The organism is Aquabacterium sp. (assembly GCF_021768455.1).
Lineage (GTDB): Bacteria > Pseudomonadota > Gammaproteobacteria > Burkholderiales > Burkholderiaceae_C > Aquabacterium.
Genome location: NZ_JAIZVX010000016.1, coordinates 21,037 through 40,730, shown reverse-complemented (window position 1 = coordinate 40,730; position 19,694 = coordinate 21,037). Strand labels below are relative to the sequence as shown.

23 protein-coding genes and 1 pseudogene are annotated in these 19,694 nt (G+C 65.7%); 18 read left to right on the top strand and 6 right to left on the bottom strand.

The window, feature by feature from the left end:
- The 3 genes and pseudogenes from QZ994_RS04030 to nifA form a co-directional block, all read left to right on the top strand.
- Positions 1 to 191 (top strand): annotated as a pseudogene (locus tag QZ994_RS04030) (hypothetical protein); the annotation flags it as partial.
- A complete protein-coding gene (locus tag QZ994_RS04025) occupies positions 188 to 2,542 on the top strand; it encodes a response regulator (RefSeq protein WP_290868557.1) in 2,355 nt (784 codons plus the stop codon). The pseudogene QZ994_RS04030 and the gene QZ994_RS04025, both read left to right, overlap by 4 nt.
- 282 nt (positions 2,543 to 2,824) lie before the next feature.
- Positions 2,825 to 4,471, top strand: a complete 1,647-nt coding sequence (nifA, locus tag QZ994_RS04020) for a nif-specific transcriptional activator NifA (RefSeq protein WP_290868555.1) — start codon at positions 2,825 to 2,827, stop codon at positions 4,469 to 4,471.
- An 82-nt stretch (positions 4,472 to 4,553) separates the two neighbouring features.
- Here the strand turns inward: nifA and QZ994_RS04015 are convergent, their stop codons facing one another.
- On the bottom strand, positions 4,554 to 4,913 hold the full coding sequence (locus QZ994_RS04015; protein WP_290868553.1) for a nitrogen fixation protein NifQ: 360 nt from the start codon (positions 4,911 to 4,913) through the stop codon (positions 4,554 to 4,556).
- 324 nt (positions 4,914 to 5,237) lie between these two features.
- Here QZ994_RS04015 and nifB point away from each other — a divergent pair, with 324 nt between their 5' ends.
- The 14 genes from nifB to QZ994_RS03945 all read left to right on the top strand — a co-directional run bounded on the left by nifB (position 5,238) and on the right by QZ994_RS03945 (position 14,356).
- Positions 5,238 to 6,821 carry a nitrogenase cofactor biosynthesis protein NifB gene (gene nifB, locus QZ994_RS04010; protein WP_290868550.1) on the top strand — a complete coding sequence of 528 codons (1,584 nt, stop codon included), beginning with the start codon at positions 5,238 to 5,240 and terminating at the stop codon, positions 6,819 to 6,821.
- Between the two features lie 77 nt (positions 6,822 to 6,898).
- Entirely contained in the window at positions 6,899 to 7,093 is a 195-nt protein-coding gene (locus QZ994_RS04005; protein WP_290868548.1) for a 4Fe-4S binding protein, read from the top strand.
- Positions 7,094 to 7,108: 15 nt separating this feature from the next.
- Entirely contained in the window at positions 7,109 to 7,516 is a 408-nt protein-coding gene (locus tag QZ994_RS04000) for an iron-sulfur cluster assembly accessory protein (protein WP_290868567.1), read from the top strand.
- 11 nt (positions 7,517 to 7,527) lie between these two features.
- Positions 7,528 to 8,184, top strand: a complete 657-nt coding sequence (locus QZ994_RS03995; protein WP_290868545.1) for a hypothetical protein — start codon at positions 7,528 to 7,530, stop codon at positions 8,182 to 8,184.
- Positions 8,184 to 8,975, top strand: coding sequence for a 4Fe4S-binding leucine-rich repeat protein (locus QZ994_RS03990; RefSeq protein ID WP_290868543.1), 792 nt, complete (start codon positions 8,184 to 8,186; stop codon positions 8,973 to 8,975). Before QZ994_RS03995 ends, QZ994_RS03990 begins: the two co-directional genes overlap by 1 nt.
- On the top strand, positions 8,968 to 9,303 hold the full coding sequence (locus tag QZ994_RS03985) for a nitrogen fixation protein NifZ (protein ID WP_290868541.1): 336 nt from the start codon (positions 8,968 to 8,970) through the stop codon (positions 9,301 to 9,303). The genes QZ994_RS03990 and QZ994_RS03985 overlap by 8 nt, the downstream gene beginning before the upstream one ends.
- Before the next feature lie 42 nt (positions 9,304 to 9,345).
- A complete protein-coding gene (locus QZ994_RS03980) occupies positions 9,346 to 9,660 on the top strand; it encodes a nitrogen fixation protein NifZ (RefSeq protein ID WP_367172255.1) in 315 nt (104 codons plus the stop codon).
- Positions 9,661 to 9,752: 92 nt separating this feature from the next.
- Positions 9,753 to 10,094, top strand: coding sequence for a hypothetical protein (locus QZ994_RS03975; protein WP_290868538.1), 342 nt, complete (start codon positions 9,753 to 9,755; stop codon positions 10,092 to 10,094).
- A 23-nt stretch (positions 10,095 to 10,117) separates the two neighbouring features.
- A complete protein-coding gene (locus QZ994_RS03970; protein ID WP_290868535.1) occupies positions 10,118 to 11,329 on the top strand; it encodes a cysteine desulfurase family protein in 1,212 nt (403 codons plus the stop codon).
- The gene (gene nifT / locus QZ994_RS03965) at positions 11,326 to 11,547 is read left to right on the top strand and encodes a putative nitrogen fixation protein NifT (RefSeq protein WP_290868532.1); all 222 of its coding nucleotides are present in this window, start codon (positions 11,326 to 11,328) and stop codon (positions 11,545 to 11,547) included. Before QZ994_RS03970 ends, nifT begins: the two co-directional genes overlap by 4 nt.
- A 38-nt stretch (positions 11,548 to 11,585) precedes the next feature.
- Entirely contained in the window at positions 11,586 to 11,861 is a 276-nt protein-coding gene (locus QZ994_RS03960) for a hypothetical protein (RefSeq protein WP_290868531.1), read from the top strand.
- A gap of 55 nt (positions 11,862 to 11,916) precedes the next feature.
- Complete coding sequence (locus tag QZ994_RS03955) at positions 11,917 to 13,077, top strand: DegT/DnrJ/EryC1/StrS aminotransferase family protein (RefSeq protein WP_290868528.1); 1,161 nt, start codon at positions 11,917 to 11,919, stop codon at positions 13,075 to 13,077.
- 45 nt (positions 13,078 to 13,122) lie between these two features.
- Positions 13,123 to 13,998: an SIR2 family protein gene (locus QZ994_RS03950; RefSeq protein ID WP_290868525.1), complete on the top strand. Its 876-nt coding sequence runs from the start codon at positions 13,123 to 13,125 to the stop codon at positions 13,996 to 13,998.
- Between the two features lie 52 nt (positions 13,999 to 14,050).
- Positions 14,051 to 14,356 (top strand): 2Fe-2S iron-sulfur cluster-binding protein, encoded by a 306-nt coding sequence (locus QZ994_RS03945; protein ID WP_290868522.1) that lies wholly within the window; start codon positions 14,051 to 14,053, stop codon positions 14,354 to 14,356.
- Between the two features lie 52 nt (positions 14,357 to 14,408).
- Here the strand turns inward: QZ994_RS03945 and QZ994_RS03940 are convergent, their stop codons facing one another.
- From QZ994_RS03940 to QZ994_RS03920, 5 genes are all read right to left on the bottom strand, one after another.
- A complete protein-coding gene (locus QZ994_RS03940; RefSeq protein WP_290868519.1) occupies positions 14,409 to 14,954 on the bottom strand; it encodes a hemerythrin domain-containing protein in 546 nt (181 codons plus the stop codon).
- A gap of 108 nt (positions 14,955 to 15,062) precedes the next feature.
- The gene (locus tag QZ994_RS03935) at positions 15,063 to 15,797 is read right to left on the bottom strand and encodes a hypothetical protein (protein ID WP_290868516.1); all 735 of its coding nucleotides are present in this window, start codon (positions 15,795 to 15,797) and stop codon (positions 15,063 to 15,065) included.
- Between the two features lie 122 nt (positions 15,798 to 15,919).
- A complete protein-coding gene (locus QZ994_RS03930) occupies positions 15,920 to 16,603 on the bottom strand; it encodes a hypothetical protein (protein ID WP_290868513.1) in 684 nt (227 codons plus the stop codon).
- Between the two features lie 225 nt (positions 16,604 to 16,828).
- Complete coding sequence (locus QZ994_RS03925) at positions 16,829 to 17,518, bottom strand: hypothetical protein (RefSeq protein WP_290868510.1); 690 nt, start codon at positions 17,516 to 17,518, stop codon at positions 16,829 to 16,831.
- Between the two features lie 235 nt (positions 17,519 to 17,753).
- Positions 17,754 to 18,362 (bottom strand): hypothetical protein, encoded by a 609-nt coding sequence (locus tag QZ994_RS03920; protein ID WP_290868507.1) that lies wholly within the window; start codon positions 18,360 to 18,362, stop codon positions 17,754 to 17,756.
- A 430-nt stretch (positions 18,363 to 18,792) separates the two neighbouring features.
- On the opposite strand from QZ994_RS03920, the gene nifH reads away from it, so the two are divergent.
- Positions 18,793 to 19,674 (top strand): nitrogenase iron protein, encoded by an 882-nt coding sequence (nifH, locus tag QZ994_RS03915; RefSeq protein ID WP_290868504.1) that lies wholly within the window; start codon positions 18,793 to 18,795, stop codon positions 19,672 to 19,674.
- The last annotated feature ends 20 nt before the right edge of the window (positions 19,675 to 19,694 follow it).

Here is a 19,694-nt window from a genome sequence, read left to right as displayed (position 1 = left end):
CAGGGCAGGTGTCGGCGCCGCAGCAGGCGCTGCTCGATGAGGGGCTCATCGGCGGGATCGCCGCCATCGACTTCCACGAAATGGGCCGCCAGGCCTACCTCACCATGAAGCGCCTGGCCGCCGGCGAGCGCAGCGACGTGCTGGTGCTCACGGGCGCCACGTTGCACACCCCGAGAGGCCCCTCACCGTGAGCGACGCGAACCGAGACACCTTGTCTCGTCACCTCCTTTGGCGGGTGGTGGGCTTCAGCCTCGTGTTTTCGCTGCTGGGCGGCTTCATCGCGGCGCGCATCAGCCATGGACGCGAGACGGCGCAACAGCAACAGGAGCTCGCAGCGGTGGTGGCAGCCTACCGACATGGTCTGGCCCAGGCAGCCTGGGCCCTGGACGACGAGGCACTGGCCGCCCAGCTCGACGGTCTGAAGCATTTCCCGGTGGTGCAGTCTGCCGAGGTGGAGGGCTCGGGTCTGGCGCAGCATTACCGCAAGGGGGCGGCGGCCCCCATGGCGGGGGTGTCTCAGGGGCTCCTTTCGCCAGGAGGGATGGTCAGTGTGCCCCTCATGAGCCCGGATGGCAGGCAGGTCGTGGCGCACTGGCGCATCACCCTGGACGAAGGGCTGTTGCGCGAGCAGGTCATGGCCCAGGTGCGTTACTTCGTCCTGTTGATGGTGCCGCAGTTGTTGCTCATGGCCGCGCTGGTGTTCTGGTTGGTCAAGCGGCGGGTGACCGAGCCCGTCGAGGCGCTTTCTGCCCATGTGACGGGCCTGGGCGCGGGCGCCCTTGGCCAGCCAGCGCCCCAGCCCGCCCTGGGCCCCGAGAACGAGCTGCATCGTCTGGCACGCGGCATCACCGCCTTGCAGGCGGCCCTGCAGGGTCAGTTGCTGCACCGGGAACAGGCCGCCGCTGAACTGCTGTCGCAGCGCGACCGGCTCGACAGCCTGCTGGCCCGGCAGCAGCAATTGCTGGACGATGTGCTTTACCAGATGGCCGATGGCGCGGGCCTGCTCGACGAAGCCGGCCACATCTGCCTGGCGAATCCGGCCTGGGTGGGCATGGTGGCGGCAGGCCAGGGGCCGGAGGCGCTGCAGGGCTGCGGAGGCGCCTGGCTGCAGTCGCCCGAATGGCCCTCCCTGGTACGCCGTCTGGACGCGCAAGGGGGGCGCCTGCTGTCGGTCGAGATGGCCTTGCGCTGCCTGGATGGCCGCACGCTGCCCGTCGAGGCCAGCCTGTCGCGCATCCAGACGGTGGTCGCCGGTCAGCCCGGGCGGATCCAGATTGTGCTGCGGGACCTCAGCCAGCGGCGCGAGACCGAGCGCGCCTTGATCGACGCGCGGGAGGCCGCCCTCGAGACCTCGCGCGCACGGGGCGCCTTTCTGGCCAACGTCAGCCACGAGGTGCGCACGCCCATGAACGCGATCATCGGCCTGACCGAGCTGGCCCTGCGCACGCCCCTGAACCCTGTTCAGCGCGACTACCTCGAGAAGACGCTGCAGGCGTCCCTGTCCCTGTTGGGCATCGTGGACGATGTGCTGGATTTCTCCGCCGTGGACGCGGGCAAACTCAGCCTGGCGAACCAGCCGTTTTCGCTGCCCGCCGTGCTGCAGGAGGTCATGGACCTGCTGGCCGCCCAGGCGAAGGCCAAGGGCCTGCACTTTCGGCTGGACGTGCCGTCCGACCTCCCCACGGCCTGGCGAGGTGATGCCATGCGGCTGCGTCAGGTTCTGGTCAACCTGGCGGCCAATGCCGTGAAGTTCACCGAACAGGGCGAGGTGGTGCTGCAGGCACGGTGCCTGCCAGGGGCTGCAGCGGGTCTGGGGCGCCTGTGCTTGGCTGTGTCAGACACGGGGCCCGGCATCAGCCTGGCGGCCCAGTCGCAGCTCTTCGAGCCGTTCACGCAGGTCGACGCCTCCAGCACGCGACGCCACGGCGGCACCGGCCTGGGGCTGGCCATTTGTCGCCAGCTTGTGCGCCTGATGGGCGGGCAGCTGGGTGTCCGCAGCGAGGTGGGGCAGGGCAGTCGCTTCGAGGTGGTGCTCGATCTGCCCCTTGACCTGTCCCTTGAATCGACGCGTCGCCTGCCGACCGCCCTCCCGGATGCGCCGCAAGCCGAGCCGCGTGCGGCCGTCGTGGTCCCTCCTCCCGCCGGTACTTCGCCCTTGCAGGGGCTGCGTGTGCTGCTGGTGGAAGACAACGCGCTCAACCAGCAGGTGGCCAGCGAAATGCTGGGCCTGGCTGGCGCCGAGGTCATCGTGGCCGACAACGGGGCCGTGGCTTTGCAAAAGCTTGCCGTGCAGCCGGTGGACGTGGTACTCATGGACATCCAGATGCCGGTGATGGACGGCCACGAGGCCACACGCCGCATCCGGGCGCACCAGACCTGGTCGAGCCTGCCCGTGATCGCCATGACGGCCCATGCCATGGCCAGGGATCGGCAAGCGGCACTGGATGCGGGCATGGACGACTTCATCACCAAGCCCGTTGACCATGCCCTGCTGGTGCGAATCGTGGCGAAGTGGGGGCATCCGCAGGCCCTTCCCGCCTGAGGCTGGGTTGTCCGTCAAGGCGGCAGAGGAGGCGGTTTGACATTTGTCAAACGAAGCGTCGCACAGTCATCTGACTGACATGTTTCCGGACGCGAATGCGGCTCATGGGCTTGTTTTTTGCTGCCCCCTCTGCGGTACAGCCCTTCCCCGGGCCTTGTGCACCGCGAGCAGCCACAAGCTGAACCAAAGCGGGGAGCACAGGGGTGTGGGGCTGCCTGAATGCAACAGCAGGGGTGACAGGCCATGGTCAGTGCGCACCACGAACGAGCAAGCATCGAGCTGATGACGATGTACCAGGTCAGCAAGATCCTGGGTTCGTCGCTCGACATCCACAAGACATTCCGTGAGGCCCTCAATGTGATGGTCTCGATGATGGGCTGGCGACGCAGCGCGGTCGTGCTCAACACCGACGATGGCGTGCTGTGCGGCCTGTGTGCCGTGGGCCTTTCGCGCGAAGAAACGCGGCGACTGGAGTTTGCGGTTGGCGAGGGCATCGTCGGTCGCGTGTTCGCCAGCGGCATCCCCATGGTCGTGCCCGACATCGCGCAGGAGCCGCTTTTCCTCAATCGAACGGGCGCGGCCGACCAGATGGGCGACTCGCCCATCGCCTACATCGCCACGCCGATCAAGGCCGATCGCCGCACCCTGGGCGTGCTCACCATGGACCGTGCTGTGGGGGAGCGCTCGCCCGTGTTCGATGAAGACGCCCGTCTGCTCTCCATGGTGGCCAGCCTCATGGGGCAGAACCTGCTGCTGCACCGCAGTGTGCAGGCCGAACACGAGCGCTTCAATGACGAGTCTCGCCGCCTGTCCAAGGCCCTCAAGCCCACCTACAAGCTCGACACGGCCATTGGCCAGTCCTCGCGCATGCAGGAGGTGTTTTCCGAGGTCCATCAGGTGGCGCCGGCCCGCACCACCGTGCTGCTGCGCGGAGAAAGCGGCACCGGCAAGGAAGTGATCGCGCGGGCCGTGCACAACCTCTCGCCGCGTCAAGACCAGCCCTTCATCCGTGTGAACTGTGCGGCGCTCACCGAGTCCCTGCTCGAATCCGAACTCTTCGGTCATGAGAAGGGGGCGTTCACCGGCGCGGTCGGCATGCGCAAGGGGCGCTTTGAACTGGCCCACGGTGGCACGCTCTTCCTCGACGAGATCGGCGACATTTCGCCTTCCTTCCAGGCCAAGCTGCTGCGCGTGCTGCAGGAAAAGGAGTTCGAACGCGTGGGGGGCACCCACCCCATCAAGGTCGATGTGCGCCTGATCCTGGCCACCAACCGCAGCCTGGAGAAGATGGTGGCCGCAGGCGAGTTCCGCGCCGACCTGTACTACCGCATCAACGTGGTCAGCATCTTCCTGCCGCCACTGCGCGAGCGCCGCGAAGACATCCCGCTGATGGTCGAGCACTTCATGCAGCGCTTCAACCGCGAGAACGGCCGCAAGGTGCGCGTGGGCCCGAAGGCCATGAAGGTGCTGACCAGCTGCTACTGGCCGGGCAATGTGCGCGAGCTCGAGAACTGCGTTGAGCGCACCGCCACCATGGCCATGGGCGAAGAGCTCAGTGACCTGAGCTTCCCCTGCCACGACAACCGCTGCCTGACCCAGGTGCTGCACCACATCGAGCGCGACGACGCCGTGCGGCCCATGACAGGCAAGCCCATCCACATTCCCATCGCCGAGGTGCCGGGCCGTCCCCGCGAGACCCACGGCATGGCGGATGGGGACTACGCCGCGGTGGGGGGACCTGGGCAGCCTGTGCACGCCCCGCAGGGTGAACGCCACGACGACAAGCCTGATGGCGAACGTGAGCGCCTGGTGTGGGCCATGGAGCGCTGCGGCTGGGTGCAGGCCAAGGCGGCACGCCTGCTCAACATCACGCCCCGCCAGATGGGCTATGCCTTGCAGAAGTACGACATCGAGGTCCGCAAGTTCTGAAACGCTGTCATCGCGGTGCAGTGCAAGGAGGAGGGTGGCTCAGTCGATGAGCCACCCATTTTTTTGGGGGTTTCGATGGGCGTCATTCCTCCGGCGCGAAGCACACGTGCACCTCGTCGCAAGCCTCGCAATGCGGTGACTTGCAGATCAGCACGTCGGCCTTGGCGCAGATCTCGCGGTAGAGGAACTTCTTCCAGCGCATCTGCTTGCTGTTGCGGGCCTTCAGGGCGGGGAAATGACGCTGCATCAGCTCGCCCAGGGCGGCCCGGTCGGGCAGGGCCAGGTCTTGCCAGAGGTGGTTCGGGCCCATGCTGGATTCGGCGATGCGCCAGATCAGCGCCTGCGTCTCGGGGCTGTCATCCGCGGCGTGCTCCGTGAGCAGGGCGGCCACGTCGGCGATCTCCTCGGCCAGCAGGACGTTGACGGGCAGTTGATCGTTCATTGCCACACCTCGCGCAGAAGCGGCCAGGAAGGGCCGATGCGGCCTGTCCATACAAGTCCCATGCCATCGGGCCTTTGCCTGCGCGGTGAGACCAGCAACCCAGCATGCCTTCTGGCCATCGCGACAAGGGCCATCGCCCGCGCTGTCAGCTTTGTCAGAACCCTGACAGCCTTGGCCGACAAGGGCTGTGTCAAAGCTGCCAAGCCTGCCTGACCTTGCGCCAGATCAATCGCTAAGTGCTTGATTTTGAACGCTCAAAAATGTGGCACGGAAATGGCAAAGCGGCTCTCGTCTGGGCATCGTGCCCATAGCCGGGGGAATCGAATGGACGCTTCAACACTTGCACCGACGGCCTTCATCGGCATCGGCCAAATCAAGCCCTTGGGGGCTGCACCCGACCCTGCCAGCCACAGTGGCTGCGGGACTTCAGGCGGCGAAGGCAAAGCCAGCTGCGGCACCTCCGGGGGCCCGGACGACATGCCACAGGAGATCTGGGACAAGGTGAAGAACCACCCCTGCTACTCCGAAGAAGCCCATCACCACTACGCCCGCATGCACGTGGCCGTGGCCCCGGCCTGCAACATCCAGTGCAACTACTGCAACCGCAAGTACGACTGCTCCAACGAGTCGCGGCCCGGTGTGGTGTCGCAGAAGCTCACGCCCGAACAGGCCGTGAAGAAGGTGCTGGCCGTGGCCAGCGAGATCCCGCAGATGACGGTGCTGGGTGTGGCCGGTCCTGGTGATTCGCTCGCCAACCCGAAGAAGACCTTCGACACCTTCCGCATGCTTCAGGAAAGCGCACCGGACATCAAGCTGTGCCTGTCCACCAACGGCCTGGCCCTGCCGGCCCTGGTCGACGAGATCTGCAAGTACAACATCGACCACGTCACGATCACCATCAACATGGTGGATCCGGAAGTGGGCGCCAAGATCTATCCCTGGATCTTCTGGGACCACAAGCGCGTGACCGGCATCGAGGCCGCCCGCATCCTGCATGAGCAGCAGATGAAGGGCCTGGAAATGCTGACCGCCCGAGGCGTGCTCACCAAGATCAACTCTGTGCTGATCCCCGGGATCAATGACGAGCACCTGATCGAGGTGAACCGCGAGGTCAAGAAGCGCGGTGCCTTCCTTCACAACATCATGCCGCTGATCTCGGAAGCCGAGCACGGCACGGTGTTTGGTCTGACCGGCCAGCGTGGCCCCACCGCTCAGGAACTCAAGGCCGTGCAGGACGCCTGCATGGGCGGCGCCAACCTGATGCGCCACTGCCGTCAGTGCCGCGCCGATGCCGTCGGCCTGCTGGGTGAAGACCGTTCCGAAGAGTTCACGCTCGACAAGATCGAAGAGATGGAAATCGTCTACGACCTGGACAAGCGCAAGACCTACCAGGACAAGGTCGAGCTGGAGCGCCAGTCTCAGCATGCGGCCAAGGTCGAGGCACTGGAAAGCGCCAAGGCGTCGATGCCCGAGGTCGACCCGAACATGAAAGTGCTGGTCGCCGTGGCCACCGAAGGCCATGGCCGTGTGAACCAGCACTTCGGTCACGCCACCGAGTTCCAGATCTTCGAGGTCTCGGCCGCCGAAGCGCTGTTCGTGGGCCACCGCCGTGTCGACCTTTACTGCCAGGGTGGCTACGGAGAAGACGAGCAACTGCCGTCCATCGTGCGGGCAATCAACGACTGCCATGCCGTGCTGGTCGCCAAGATCGGTGCCTGCCCGCGTGACGAGCTCAAGGCCGCTGGCATCGAGCCCATCGACGCCTACGCCCACGAGTTCATCGAGAAGGCCGCCCTCAGCTGGTTTGCCGATTACTGCAACCGCATCGCCAGCGGTCAGATCGTGCACCAGGCCCGCGGCGACGCCTCGATCCGTCAAGGCGCCTACACCTCTGAAGCCGCGGCCTGATCCGCGGACGGGCAAGGGGGCATGGGCTCCCTTGCCTCCAGTTTCCCCACCCACGCTTGACTCAAAGGAGAAGCACCATGGCCCTGAAGATCATCGCCTCCACCTGCACCGGCTGTTCCGCATGCGAGCCCGAGTGCCCGAACGTTGCCATCCGCGAAAAGGGCGGCACCTTCATCATCGACCCCAACAAGTGCACCGAATGCGAAGGCCAGTTCGATTCGCCTCAGTGCGTGGCGGTCTGCCCGGTTGACGGCTGCATCGTCAAGGCTTGAGCGAGGACCATGACCATGCTGCCCAACTGGACCGTGTCCCCCGCTGCAGAGAAGTTCATCCGTCGGATGGTGATGTTCTCCGGCCTGCCCGCCACCGCAGGCTTCCGACTCACCGTGACCCCTGGTGGCTGCTCTGGCTACAACTCGGAGTTCACGGTGGAAGCCGAGCCCCAGGCCGGCGATGTGGTGGCCAACGTCAATGGCGTGAAGGTCTTCATGCCCGCCGACACCGGCACGCTGATGGACGGCGTGATCGTGGACTTCGCCGACACCCCGACCAAGTCGGGCCTCACCTTCGTGAACCCGGGTGCCGCCCCTTGCGCCTGCAGCAGCAGTGGTGACGCGGCCAGCGCCGCACCGCCTGCGGTGTCGCGCATCGAGATCGGTTCGATCAAGATGGCCCCGTCGGCCACGCCTCGCTGAAGGACGTGAGCATGAGCCCGGCTGCGACCTCACCCCACCCTGACGCCTTGGCCACCGGCATGGCGGCAGGCGAGGGCGCGCCGGCCTCCGATGGCATGGGCTTTGACACCGCGGTGCTGGGTCAGGGCCTGGCCCCGGAGGTGGAGTCGCTGATCGCCCAGGCCGGCCTGGTGCGCAGCCAGCGTGAACTGGCCGAGCCTTTGCTGCTGAAGGCCAAGGCCCTGGCGCCCACGCACCCGGCCACCTTGATTGCGCTCTACCGTTTCCATTTCTATGGCCACCGCCTGCGTGAAGCGCGCGAGGTGGCCACCGAGGCCCTGGCCGTGGCCCGCGCGGCGCTCTTGCCGCAGGCCAGCCACCCCGCCACCGAGCCCCTGCCGCGCATCACCGACGAGCAGGCCCGCTTCGATGCGGCGGTGCGCTTCTACCTGTTTTCGCTCAAGGGCTATGCCTACCTGAGCTTGCGCCTGGGTGACCTCGACACCGGGCGTGCGGCCTTGGCCGAACTGCGCGAGCTCGACCCGCAGGACCGCGTGGGCGGTGCCGTGCTGGCCGTGGTCCTGGCCCGTGCCGAAGGCGGCGACCCGGACGACGAGCCCGAGCGCGACTACGACAAGCAAGCCCTGGCAGAAGGTCGCCTGCCACACCGTGGATGGGGCCAGCCATGATGAGCCTGCCCACCGCCCGTGCCCCGGCTGGCGACATCGTCGCGATGGACTGGCAAGGTGCCGCCATCGATTGCCAGGCCTGCCCCTATGTGGCCTTGAAGGGCATTGAGGGGCCTGGGGGTTGCGAGATCGGCCACGCCTGCATGCAGGACGGATATGCCCGCCGCATCGACCGCTTCTTCCGCTGGCACCCGGATCTGGCCAAGGAACAGCTGGCCCACCCCTATTTCGAGGTGCGCGCCATCGCCGCGCGCTATGCCGATGTCTTCCACCTGCCCGGCATGATCGCCGACCCGGACGAGACCGTGCGCCTGCAGCTGGCCTTGCGCCTGCCCCAGCGTTCGCTGCTCAAGATGCGCGACGACCCGCACCGCGAGGTCCGCATCCGGGTGGCGCAGCGCCTGGAGGCCGAGCAGTTGCCGTCCATGGTGCAGGACCCCGACTACGGCGTGCGCCAATGGGTGGCCCGTCGGCTCACCGTGGCGCTCTTGCCCCTGATGGCGTCCGACCCCGAAAGCCAGGTCCGCCAGGAGGTGGCCCAGCGCATCGAGATGCCGGCCCTGCTGCGCCTGGTCGACGACCGGGCACCCGAGGTCCGCCGGATCGTGGCCCAGCGCCTGCCCATGGGCCTGCTCGACCGCCTTGCCTTCGACGAAGACCTGCTCGTGCGCTGGGAAGTCAGCCAGCGCGCCCAGCCCGATCTGCTGCAACGCATGCAGGACGACCCCGACACCGAAGTGCGGGCGGCCGTCCACCAACGTCTCTACGACACAGGAGCTCCGCATGGGTGACATCAACCGTGACGACGACAGCATCGAGGTCGCCGACCCGCCCCGTTTCCACTTCGGCGAGCGCGTCGTGGCGCGCAGCATCGTGCGCAACGACGGCACCTTCAACGGCAAGGACATCGGCGAGGTGCTCGTGAAGAAGGGCGATGTGGGCTACGTGGTCTCCATCGGCACCTTCCTGCAGCAGTTCTACATCTATGCGGTGGAGTTCACCGACCACGGCTACCGCGTGGGCATGCGCGCCAAGGAACTGATGACGCTGGACAACCTGCCCGAGGACATCCTCGCGCAGCTTGGCGACAAGGCCAAGAGCCTCAACGAGCTGCGTTAGCCCGCCCCCCTTTTTTGACTGCCTTGAATCAGGAGCCCCAACATGATGATCGAACCGCGTGAAGCCATCTACCAGTGGGGCCAGCGCGTCGTGGCCCTGGAAGACCTGATCAACGATGGCACCTACCCCGAGCACCCGCTGGATGCCGTGGTCGTGCCCATGGGCGCCGAGGGTGAGATCGTGCAGATCGGTCACCACGAAGAGGCCAACATGCCGGTCTACATGGTCGATTTCAGCGGCATGGTCGTGGGCTGCCTGGAAGCGGAAATCATGCTCTTTCAGGAGTTGGCCGATCTGGCCGAGAAGGCAAGGGGGCAGTTGCCGCTCTTGTCAGAGAGCACGCCGGTGGGCACATGAGCAAGCCACCCGCCCGCCGCGAACGCAGTTCCGAGTCGGATCCATCGCTTCCGAGCAGCGAGCCCGGTCGAACCCGCCGCAGCAGCCGACGCATGGCCGCCACCCTCAGCCAACCGCGCGCCAGCCTGCATGACCTGGGCTGCGCCCGCATCGAGCGGGCACTGGCTCAACGCGTGCGCTACCGCTACGTCAAGCCCACCGTGCTGCGAGAAGGTGAGGCCTACCTCATCACCAGCCCTTGCTGCTCGCGCAACGTCGACCCCGACGGCGGCGTGATCAACATCGCGCTTCTGTCTCCCCTGGAGGGTGGCGGCTGGCTGCTGTGTTCGCACGATCACGACACCGGTCAGTGGCTCCAGCACGACGAGGCACCCCACATGCAGCCCCTGCTGGAAGAGGTCTGCCTCGACCCCGATCGCGTCTTCTGGCCCTGAGCCCATCTTGCACAGGACCCACCATGCACCCCGACTGGATTTACCTCGATCACAACGCCACCACGCCGCCGGCAACCGAGGCGGTTGACGCCATGCTGCAGGCCTTGCGCGAGAACTGGGCCAATGCCTCGTCCAACCACGACGCAGGCCAGGACGCCAAGCAGATGCTGGGGCAAGCCCGTGTCAAGGTGGCGCGCTTCCTGGGCTGCAAGCCGGCCGAGGTCGTCTTCACCAGTGGTGCCACCGAGGCCAACCACATCGCCCTGCGCGGGGCGGTGGGCTTCAATGGCCGAAGCGGCCTGGTCCTGAGCGCGGCCGAGCACGCCGGGGTGCAGAAGCTCGCCCGCCAACTGGCGCAGCAGCCTGGTGGCGACGTGGCGTTCATCGGTCTGTTGTCCGATGGCACGCTGGACATGGCCCAGGCCCGCAGCCTGATCACCGACCGGGTGGCGCTGGTCTCCGTCATGGCGGCCAACAACGAAACGGGTGTGCTGATGCCGATTGGCGAGATCGCCCGGCTGGCCCATGCCCAGGGTGCGATGCTGCATGTGGACGCCACCCAGCTGGTGGGCAAGCTGCCCTTCGATTTCGGCAAGTCCGGGGCCGATCTGGTTTCGGTCTCGGCCCACAAGTTCCACGGCCCGAAAGGGGTAGGGGCCTTGCTCGTACGCCAGGGTTTGAACTGGCCCGTGCTCTTCCCCGGTTCTCAGGAGCGAGGGCGCCGTGGGGGCACCGAGAACCTGCCCGGCATCGCGGGCTTTGCCGCGGCCGCCGAGCGCCTCACCCTCAGTCCTGACGACTGGCTGACCCACAGCGCCCGCATGGCCACGCTGCGCGACCGGCTCGAGCAAGGCCTGCAACGAGCCTTGCCCGGAACCGAGGTCTACGGCCAACTCTCGCCGCGCCTGCCCAACACCAGCTTCCTGCGGTTTGGCCTGTTGCATGCCGACCTGGTCCTCAACAAGCTGGGGCGGCTGGGGGTGCAGGCCTCCTCTGGCTCGGCGTGCTCAGCCGGTGGCAACGAGCCCTCGACCGTGCTCACCGGCATGGGGGTGCCGCGCAACGAGGCGCTCTGTGCCGTGCGTCTGAGCCTGTCGGCCGACACCACCGAGGCCCAGATCGACCACGTTCTGGCTCACCTGCCGCGGGAGATTGGTGGCCTCATGGCCGAGTCCACCGCACCCCTGCCGCACCCGCATCCCGATTCCGTTACCTCACCAGGAGTGTTTGCATGAAAGTCATGATCCGCAAAGACGGCAAGGGCACGCTGTCCCTCTACGTCCCCAAGAAGGACCTGGAGGAGCCCATCGTCTCCATGGAGCGCCCCGGCATGTGGGGCGGCAACGTCACCCTGGGCAATGGCTGGCTGATGAGCCTGCCCGACATGCCCGAAGGCACGACGCTGCCGATCACGGTCGAGTCCCGCCGCATCTCGGGCGGCAACGACGACTGATCCCGCACACCCAGCCGAATCCCAAGGGAGCCCACACCATGGCCATCACCGCCGAACAACTCACCCAGGCCGCCCAGATCGTGTCCCAGGCCGAGACCGTGCGCGCCGCCGCGGTCACCTTGCGCGAGCGCCTCTCGCCGCTCAAGACGCTGGTGCTCGATGCCTTCGACATGCGTGGGGAAAAGCCCGCCGTCCACGTGCCGACCACCCAGGGCCCCGAGCGGGCGCTCTACATGATGAGCACCGATGGCCATTGTTGGACGGTCACGCGTGACCCGCTCCAGGCCTCGGCCCTTGTGCTCACCCAGGGCTGAGCCTGCACCGCCCTCGTCCTCCCCACGTTCCAACCCAGCGATCAAAAGGTGCCCCATGGAAGAAGAAGTCGACCTGATCACCCTGTCCGACCCGGACATCACCCCGGCCGAACTGGAGAACGTGGTCATGACCCTGCGCAGCACCCAGCTGTCGTCCGGGGTCATGGTCGAGTCCTTCGAGCAGGCCTTTGCCATCTGGCTGGGCCGGCCGCATGCGGTCGCCCTCAACAGCGGCATCCAGGGCATGGCGCTCACGCTCAAGGCGCTGGACATTGGCCCGGGTGACGAAGTCATCACCACGGGCTATGCCTGGCACCAGATCGCGCATGGCATCTCCCTGGTGGGTGCCACGCCCGTTCTGGCCGACATCGATTACTGGTCGGGCTGTCTGGAGCCCACCCAGGCGGCCAGCAAGATCGGGCCGCGCACCCGCGCCATCCTGGCCTCCAACGTCAACGGCCATCCGGCCAACTGGCAGGCCCTGCGCGCCCTGGCCGACCAGCACAACCTCGTGCTGATCGAAGACAGCACCGAAGCCATCGGATCGCGCTACCAGGGCCAGATGGTGGGCAGCTTCGGTGACGTCGCCATCTTCGACTTCAGCCAGCCTTCGGCCCTGTGTTGTGGTCAGGGGGCCATGGTCGTCACGAACAGCCCCAAGGTGGCCAGCGAAGTGGCCTACCTGCGCGAACGCAAGGTCAGCGACCGCGCCTCGGTGTCCGTGGGCAGCCGCGTGCCCTGGGGCGCCACCATGGGCGAACTGGACGCGGCCGTGGGCCTGGCCCAACTGCAGCGCATCGACGAGATCCTGGCCAAGCGCAAGAAGGTGGAAGCCTGGTACACGGCCGAGATGCAGAGCTTCGAGGGCATCAAGCCACCTTACCTGGCCGACGATGTCGACGAGGTGCACTGGATGGTCTACAAGATCCACCTGGGCAAACGCTTCACCGCCAGCGCCCGCAACCAGATCATCGAGGACATGGACAGCAACGCCGTCGAGACCGCGGCCTACTGCCTGCCCCTGAACCAGCAGTTCCACTACCAGGCCATGGGCCACAAGCGTGGCAATGGCCAGCTGCCCAACACCGAGCGCATCGGTGACCGTTCCCTGGCCCTCCCATTCCACGTCCACCTCGATGAAGACGAGGTGCACTTCATCGTCAAGACGCTGAAGGACGCCTCCGTCAACGTGGGTGCGGGCGCAGCCATCTACTGAGGCTCACAGGCTGAGCCACCCCTGTTCAGAACCCAAGGAAACACCATGACCGACGTCGCCTCTCCCGAAGCCGTTGCACAGTCGCAAGACGTGCTGGCCGACATCCAGGGCCTGATCACCGGCCTCAAGGAAGGCCGCGTGCTGCCTTACCTTGGCCCGGGCGTGCTCAGCCTGATCCCTGATCTGCCCGTGCCGGCCTCACCCGAGGTGCTGGTTGGCCAGCTCACGGCCAAGGCCACCGTGCCGCACAAGATCCGCAACCGCCTGACGCAGGCCGCCCAGTTCATCGAAAACTTCAAGCACCGCAAGAGCGTGGTGCAACTGATGAACGAGGCCTTTGCTGCCACGCCCACACCCAGCCCGCTGCACCTCTGGCTCGCCAAGGTGGCGCCACCCATGGTGGTCGAGAGCTGGTACGACGACACCCTGACCGCCGCTTACGCCCAGGTTCGCCCCCAGGGCGACTGGGGCCAGGTGCAGGGCCTGTCGCAGTCCGAACACTTCGGCACCTGGACGGCCTTCTACGACGCACAGAGCCAACTGGTCACCGATGCGGCTTTGCCTGCCTCGTGGGCTTCGCTGGTCTACCGCCCCATTGGTGGTCACCAGCCGGCGGGCAACTACCTGGTGTCCGATACCGACTACGTCGAGGTCCTGACCGAGATCGACATCCAGACCCCGATCCCGATGGACGTGCAGCGCATCCGCGAGGGGCGCAGTTTCCTTTTCCTGGGGTGCCGGTTCAACGACCAGCTCACCCGCACTTTCGCGCGCCAGATCATGAAGCGCTCCAGCGATCGCCATTGGGCCGTGCTGCCCGAAGAGCCCACCCGCATGGAGCAGCGCTTCCTGGACGAATACAACGTCACGCGCATCCCCATGCCTTTGGCCGACGTGGCCGGGCTGATCACCGCGGCTTGACTGGCCGCATTTCCCTTGCATTCCTCGCTTTGATTGACACGGAGAACACACCATGACCGCACTCACCATCCTGCCCCAAGGCATCACCTTCGAGGCCACCCCTGGCATGAGCCTGCTGGCTGCCATCAAGGCAGCCGGCGTGGCCCTGATGACCAAGTGCGAAGGCCAGGGCAAATGTGGCGCCTGCCATCTGTTTGTGCAGGAAGGCCGCAAGGGCATTTCGAAGATCCAGCGCACCGAAAACGAGATGCTCGACACCATCGTGGGTGTGGGCTCCAAGTCGCGCCTGGCCTGTCAGGCCACCCTGGGCGAAGAGCCGGTGACCGTTGAGCTGCTGGGCTTCAAATCGGGCGTCTGAACGCTGAGCGCCACACAACAAAAGAGGCCCCTCGGGGCCTCTGTCGGTGTGCTCAGCGCTTGTTGACGCGCCGCCTTTCGGCCATCTCGCGTCCTGCGCCCTGGAGGTCCCATGCCCCGATGCGCGCCTTGGCCTCCGGGTAGATCAGCGATTCTTCCAGCGCCATGTGGTCCTGGTAGAGCGCGGTGAACACCGGGATGCCGAGTTCCAGCTGTTCGAGGTTGAACCAGTTGTAGCCGGCTGCGATGGACTCGATCTGCGGTGCCAGTTCCAGCCAGTCTTCTTCGATCCAGCCGTGGTCCTGCTGCAGGCGCAGGGTCTGGCGGATCAGGTTGTCGTCGTCGCTGCGCAGCAGGGCAGGGAAGATGTGCTTTTCTTCGTCTTCATGGTGCTGGCGGGCCGTGGTCATGAAAAAGTTGAAGATGTTGCGGGCCATCTCCTGGGCCTTGCCGTCCACACCGCGCTCCCGCAGGTGCTCAACCAGGGTAGCGAGCTGGTGCAGGGCCGTGACCATCTGCTGGTGACAGGCGTCCAGCACGTCAAAGGGCTGGATGCCACGGGGCGACGTGGTGCGTGGGGCGGTGGCGAGGGCTGGCATGGTGCTCTCCTGGCTTCAGGTGGATCGGTGGTCTGTGTGTCTGAATCCATTCTGAACACCTGCCCGAGCCGGGCCTTGTCCCAGGTCAAGGCCGCCGTGCGCCCCGGGTCAGGGGGCTCCGCTGGCGAACCAGCGCTGGGCGTCGTCAAAGGCCTTGTCCAGTTCGCCCGCCTTGCGCTCGGACGGTGCTTTCGCCTGCCACTCCAGGTAAGCCACGGCGCGGCGGCGCATCAGCTCGGTCATCCGGTCGCGGTCGGACAGCAGTTTTTCGTCGCTGGGCTGCGGTGCGGCCGTGTTGAGCTTTTGGGTCCATTCTTCAATGGCTTTTTCTCGCTTGGCTTCTTCGGCGATGAGGTCCCCCAGGAGCACGGTGCCCATGAGCGTGCCTTCAGGGCCGGTGAACTCACCCTTGGCCACTCTTTCTGGCAATTGGTCGAGCAGGGCGCGGGCCATCTGGTGGCGCCTCTCCACGTTCCTGGAGTCGATGGTGGATTGCCAGAACTCGAAGTCGTGCTGGTAGCCCAGGTAGCTCACGATGCGCTGGGCCTCGGCGGCACCCTGGGGCAAGCGCGCCGTGGCGGCCTTGAGGGCGTCCCAGTCTTCCTGCGAGATGGTCGCGGGCTTGCCGTCGGGGGCAGGTGCCTGGTGGGTGGCCATGCTGCCGAAGGGGCTGGGCACATTGCCCTGGGCGCCGCCGGCGGAGGCCGAAGCGGCTGTGTCGTTGGCCGCAGGCCCGTCCTCAGGGCCGTGAGACCAGATGGCGTAGGCCGCGATCGCCACAAGGGCAAGGGAAACCGGCAGGGCGAGCCGCTTCCAGAGAGGGGTGTCTTGCTGGATGATCATGTGCGAAGCAGAAAAGGCAGATCCGGCAGCCTACCGGAAGCCGAGGCTCCCGGCACGCGTGCCGGATCAGGATGTGGGGCGCCAGGCTGGAACTGGCGCAAAACTCACAAAGGGAACAGCGATCAGGGCGCAGGAACGTAGAGCTTGTTCGGCACCGGGGTCTTGCGGAACTTGGTGCTGATGTCCTGGGTCAGGGTGCCGAAGTCGGTCGTGTTCAGCAGGCCGATGGCCACGGCCGGCAATTGCAGCGAATCCATGAACACGGCCTTGGCTTCGGGTGTCAGGAAGAGCTGGTCGAGCACTTCGTGACCGGTGATGGTCAGCGGGAACTTGTACTTCAGGGCCAGGGGTGCCAGGGCGTTGTAGTTGTACAGCGGCAGCTGCGGCACGGTCACGGTGCTGCCCAGCGGGGTGGTGTCGGCCAGCACCTGCTTGGTCTCGTAGTTGATGGAGAAGTTGGCCAGGGTGAAGCCCACGACCTCGCCATCGTCGTTTTCACGGCTGATGACCAGGGCGGCGCCACGGGCCTGGCCGCTGGCGATCTTCAGGCCCTTCAGCGTGATGTGGGTGATGGGCAGCACATAGGCGCCCGTGGTGCTGGCCGAGGCGGTGGCCGTGCCCTTGGGGGTGACGGTCACGCCGATGAACTTCAGGGCGAAGGACTTCAGGGCAGCGTCGGAGAAGGCCTGCACCGAGTCCGCAGTGAGGGCGTTGACGGGGATGGTCAGACCGGTGGCGGTGGCCGAAGCGGAAGCGGCCACCAGGGCGGCAGAGACGGCAAACGAACGGAAGGACATCGACAGCATGGGGCGCTCCTGGGTTGAACGGGCCGGTTGAAGCCAGCCCGGGTGGACATGGCTTCATCATCGCGCAGCCCCCCGCCCCCCGCCCCCCTGAGGTGGAGGGACGAGCGTGCCGACCTGGAACAAAAAGCGCCAAACCCAGGGTTGCCCCAAGGAGGCTTTCCCCTGAATCAGGTGCGGGATAACGCGAGGTGTCGGGTTATCCCGTCAGGGCCTGGCGCACAAGGTTCAGGGTGCGGGCACGTAGGCTGCGGTCGGCACGGCCGGCTTGCGGGCCTTGGTGCTGATGTCCTGGGTCAGGGTGCCGAAATCGGTCGTGTCCAGCAGGCCGGTGGCCACAGCGGGCAGTTCCAGCGAGGACATGAAGAAGGCCTTGGCTTCCGGCGTCAGGAAGAGCTTGTCCAGCACCTCGTGACCGGTGATGGTCAGGGGGAACTTGTACTTCAGGGCCAGCGGCGTGGCCACGTTGAAGTTGTACAGCGGCATCTGCGGGACGGTGGCGCCATGCAGCGGGGTGGCGTCGGCCAGCACCTGCTTGGTCTCGTAATTGATGGTGAAGTTGGCCAGGGTCATGCCAACGGTCACGTCATCGTCGTTGGCGCGGGTGATCAGCAAGGCCGAGCCGCTGGCCTGGCCCCCGGCCACCTTCAGCGAGGAGCTCACCGAGATGCTGGTGATCGGCATGTTGTAGGTGCCCAGCGTCTTGTCGAGCACCGTGGCGTTGCCCTTGGCCTCGATGGATACGCTGATGAAGCGCAGGTTGAAGGACTTCAGCGCGTCGTCGGAGAAGTCGAGCACCGAGTTGGCCTGGATGCCGGCCGCGGGGATGGTCAGGCCGGCGGCCGAAGCCGTGGCACTGGCGACGACCAGGCCAGCAGAGACAACCAGGGATCGGATCAGCGGGGAGGCGAAAGTCATGTGAACTCCTGTGGGCGGTGACAGGCCTGTGGCGTGTCGTGTTGGTGTGGTGTTAATCGTGCACCGGCGCCCATTTACCGAATCCCCCCTGTCTGAAGGGGCGAAACGGCTGGAATCCACGGAATTCGGCCTGATTGCGGGAAAACGCTGGGAGCGATTTCCTGTCAGGGCTAAGGGGCGACCCTCAAGGCGCGGTCGACCCCATTGGCGAGCCCTGGCGGCGCTTCACGGCACTTCAGACCGGACGGTTCTCGTTCGGGTTGCGCACCGGGCCCATCAGCTCCAGCCCTTCGCTGTACGTGATCATGTCGAAGGTCACGTCGAATTTCATGGCCGCATCGGCGATGGCATCGAGCTTGGCGGCCGTGTCGAGCTTCTTGAGTTCGTTCTTCTCCAGGTAGAGCAGATCGAGCAGTTCGTTGTAGACCGTCGCCTCGTCGATCGGCAGCACATAGAACATCGCGCCCTTGAAGGGCACCTGGTACTTCTTGCTGATGTCCATGTTGTTGCAGAACAGGAAGTACTTGCCACCAGCGGTCAGGGTGCTGCCCAAGGCCTCGGCCACATCCTTCAGGTGTTCGAAGGAGAGCAGGTAGCCGGTGAAGAAGGGGATGGTGGTTTCGCCGGCCTGGGCGATGGCCATGACCTGGTCACAGGTCAGCTCGGGAGGGCGAGCCTCGTCGGCCATCTGCTGTGAAAAGCGCAGCGCCAGTTCACCGCGGAAACCGAAGCGACCCGGCTTGTGCGTGGGTGCTTTCAGCACCGGGTTCTGGAGACGTTTGGCGGCATCGAGAGCCGCAAAGGCGGTCTGGTCGATGGTGGTTTTGTCCAGTGTGACGGTCATGGTGAAGTCCTTGGGTGACAGGGGTGGAACGTGCGCGCACGCGTGAGCCCATTTCTGCAATCCCCATACCAGAAGCGGATGCTCGGGATTGAAGGGGCATTGCCCGGGAACCCCGATGCCATCGGGGCTGTGGGCCCACTCTGCCAAACGACAGGCCTGTGTTGTTCGCGACGTCGTGTGGGCTTTTGTCACCTTTCCCACATGGCGTCAGGGGGGCTAGGAAAGCCCGACAAACAGTGCTTTCTCTAGGCAAATCAAGGCCTTGCAGACAGCAGGGGGGCATGGCACGGCAGTTGCGGTAGATGGATTGCGCAGACCATGTCTGGCCAGCGAGTGGCGGCAACAGAAGACCAACATCGGCACCAAAGGCACATCAGGGTCGCGGCTACGCAACCTGCTTTTTCTTTCCTCACTTTTCTGGAGAACTGCAATGGCTTCTTTGAGACAGATCGCCTTCTATGGCAAGGGTGGCATCGGCAAATCCACCACCTCGCAAAACACCCTGGCCGCTCTGGCCGAAATGGGTCAGAAGATCCTGATCGTCGGCTGCGACCCCAAGGCTGACTCGACCCGCCTGATCCTGCACGCAAAGGCCCAGGACACCATCCTGTCGCTGGCCGCTGAAGCCGGTTCGGTCGAGGACCTCGAGCTGGAAGACGTCATGAAGGTCGGGTACCGCGACATCCGTTGCGTGGAATCCGGTGGCCCGGAACCCGGGGTTGGCTGCGCCGGCCGCGGCGTGATCACCTCGATCAACTTCCTGGAAGAAAACGGCGCCTACGACGGCGTGGACTATGTGTCCTACGACGTGCTGGGTGACGTGGTGTGCGGCGGCTTCGCCATGCCCATCCGCGAAAACAAGGCCCAGGAAATCTACATCGTCATGTCCGGCGAAATGATGGCCATGTACGCCGCCAACAACATCTCGAAGGGCATTCTGAAGTATGCCAACTCGGGTGGTGTGCGCCTGGGTGGCCTGGTGTGCAACGAGCGCCAGACCGACAAGGAACTGGAACTGGCCGAGTCCCTGGCTGCCATGCTGGGTTCCAAGCTGATCCACTTCGTGCCCCGCGACAACATCGTGCAACACGCCGAACTGCGCCGCATGACCGTGCTCGAGTACGCACCGGACAGCAAGCAGGCTGGTGAATACCGCACCCTGGCCACCAAGGTCCATGGCAACGCTGGCAACGGCACCATCCCCACCCCCATCACCATGGACCAGCTGGAAGACCTGCTGATGGAGCACGGGATCATGAAGACCATCGACGAAAGCGAAGTCGGCAAGACCGCCGCTGAACTGGCTGCCTGACAGCCGGTTCCCCACCCGGT

Excerpts from the sequence above, each read along its gene's own strand:
- nifA (WP_290868555.1), top strand. The coding sequence starts at position 2,825 with ATGACGATGTACCAGGTCAGCAAGATCCTGGGTTCGTCGCTCGACATC.
- QZ994_RS03980 (WP_367172255.1), top strand. The coding sequence starts at position 9,346 with ATGATGATCGAACCGCGTGAAGCCATCTACCAGTGGGGCCAGCGCGTC.
- QZ994_RS03960 (WP_290868531.1), top strand. The coding sequence starts at position 11,586 with ATGGCCATCACCGCCGAACAACTCACCCAGGCCGCCCAGATCGTGTCC.
- nifH (WP_290868504.1), top strand. The coding sequence starts at position 18,793 with ATGGCTTCTTTGAGACAGATCGCCTTCTATGGCAAGGGTGGCATCGGC.
- QZ994_RS03930 (WP_290868513.1), bottom strand. The coding sequence starts at position 16,603 with ATGCTGTCGATGTCCTTCCGTTCGTTTGCCGTCTCTGCCGCCCTGGTG.
- nifB (WP_290868550.1), top strand. The coding sequence starts at position 5,238 with ATGGACGCTTCAACACTTGCACCGACGGCCTTCATCGGCATCGGCCAA.
- QZ994_RS03985 (WP_290868541.1), top strand. The coding sequence starts at position 8,968 with ATGGGTGACATCAACCGTGACGACGACAGCATCGAGGTCGCCGACCCG.
- QZ994_RS03925 (WP_290868510.1), bottom strand. The coding sequence starts at position 17,518 with ATGACTTTCGCCTCCCCGCTGATCCGATCCCTGGTTGTCTCTGCTGGC.
- QZ994_RS03990 (WP_290868543.1), top strand. The coding sequence starts at position 8,184 with ATGAGCCTGCCCACCGCCCGTGCCCCGGCTGGCGACATCGTCGCGATG.
- QZ994_RS03975 (WP_290868538.1), top strand. The coding sequence starts at position 9,753 with ATGGCCGCCACCCTCAGCCAACCGCGCGCCAGCCTGCATGACCTGGGC.
- QZ994_RS03950 (WP_290868525.1), top strand. The coding sequence starts at position 13,123 with ATGACCGACGTCGCCTCTCCCGAAGCCGTTGCACAGTCGCAAGACGTG.
- QZ994_RS03955 (WP_290868528.1), top strand. The coding sequence starts at position 11,917 with ATGGAAGAAGAAGTCGACCTGATCACCCTGTCCGACCCGGACATCACC.
- QZ994_RS03945 (WP_290868522.1), top strand. The coding sequence starts at position 14,051 with ATGACCGCACTCACCATCCTGCCCCAAGGCATCACCTTCGAGGCCACC.
- QZ994_RS04005 (WP_290868548.1), top strand. The coding sequence starts at position 6,899 with ATGGCCCTGAAGATCATCGCCTCCACCTGCACCGGCTGTTCCGCATGC.
- QZ994_RS03920 (WP_290868507.1), bottom strand. The coding sequence starts at position 18,362 with ATGACCGTCACACTGGACAAAACCACCATCGACCAGACCGCCTTTGCG.
- QZ994_RS04000 (WP_290868567.1), top strand. The coding sequence starts at position 7,109 with ATGCTGCCCAACTGGACCGTGTCCCCCGCTGCAGAGAAGTTCATCCGT.
- nifT (WP_290868532.1), top strand. The coding sequence starts at position 11,326 with ATGAAAGTCATGATCCGCAAAGACGGCAAGGGCACGCTGTCCCTCTAC.
- QZ994_RS03970 (WP_290868535.1), top strand. The coding sequence starts at position 10,118 with ATGCACCCCGACTGGATTTACCTCGATCACAACGCCACCACGCCGCCG.
- QZ994_RS03940 (WP_290868519.1), bottom strand. The coding sequence starts at position 14,954 with ATGCCAGCCCTCGCCACCGCCCCACGCACCACGTCGCCCCGTGGCATC.
- QZ994_RS03995 (WP_290868545.1), top strand. The coding sequence starts at position 7,528 with ATGAGCCCGGCTGCGACCTCACCCCACCCTGACGCCTTGGCCACCGGC.
- QZ994_RS04015 (WP_290868553.1), bottom strand. The coding sequence starts at position 4,913 with ATGAACGATCAACTGCCCGTCAACGTCCTGCTGGCCGAGGAGATCGCC.
- QZ994_RS03935 (WP_290868516.1), bottom strand. The coding sequence starts at position 15,797 with ATGATCATCCAGCAAGACACCCCTCTCTGGAAGCGGCTCGCCCTGCCG.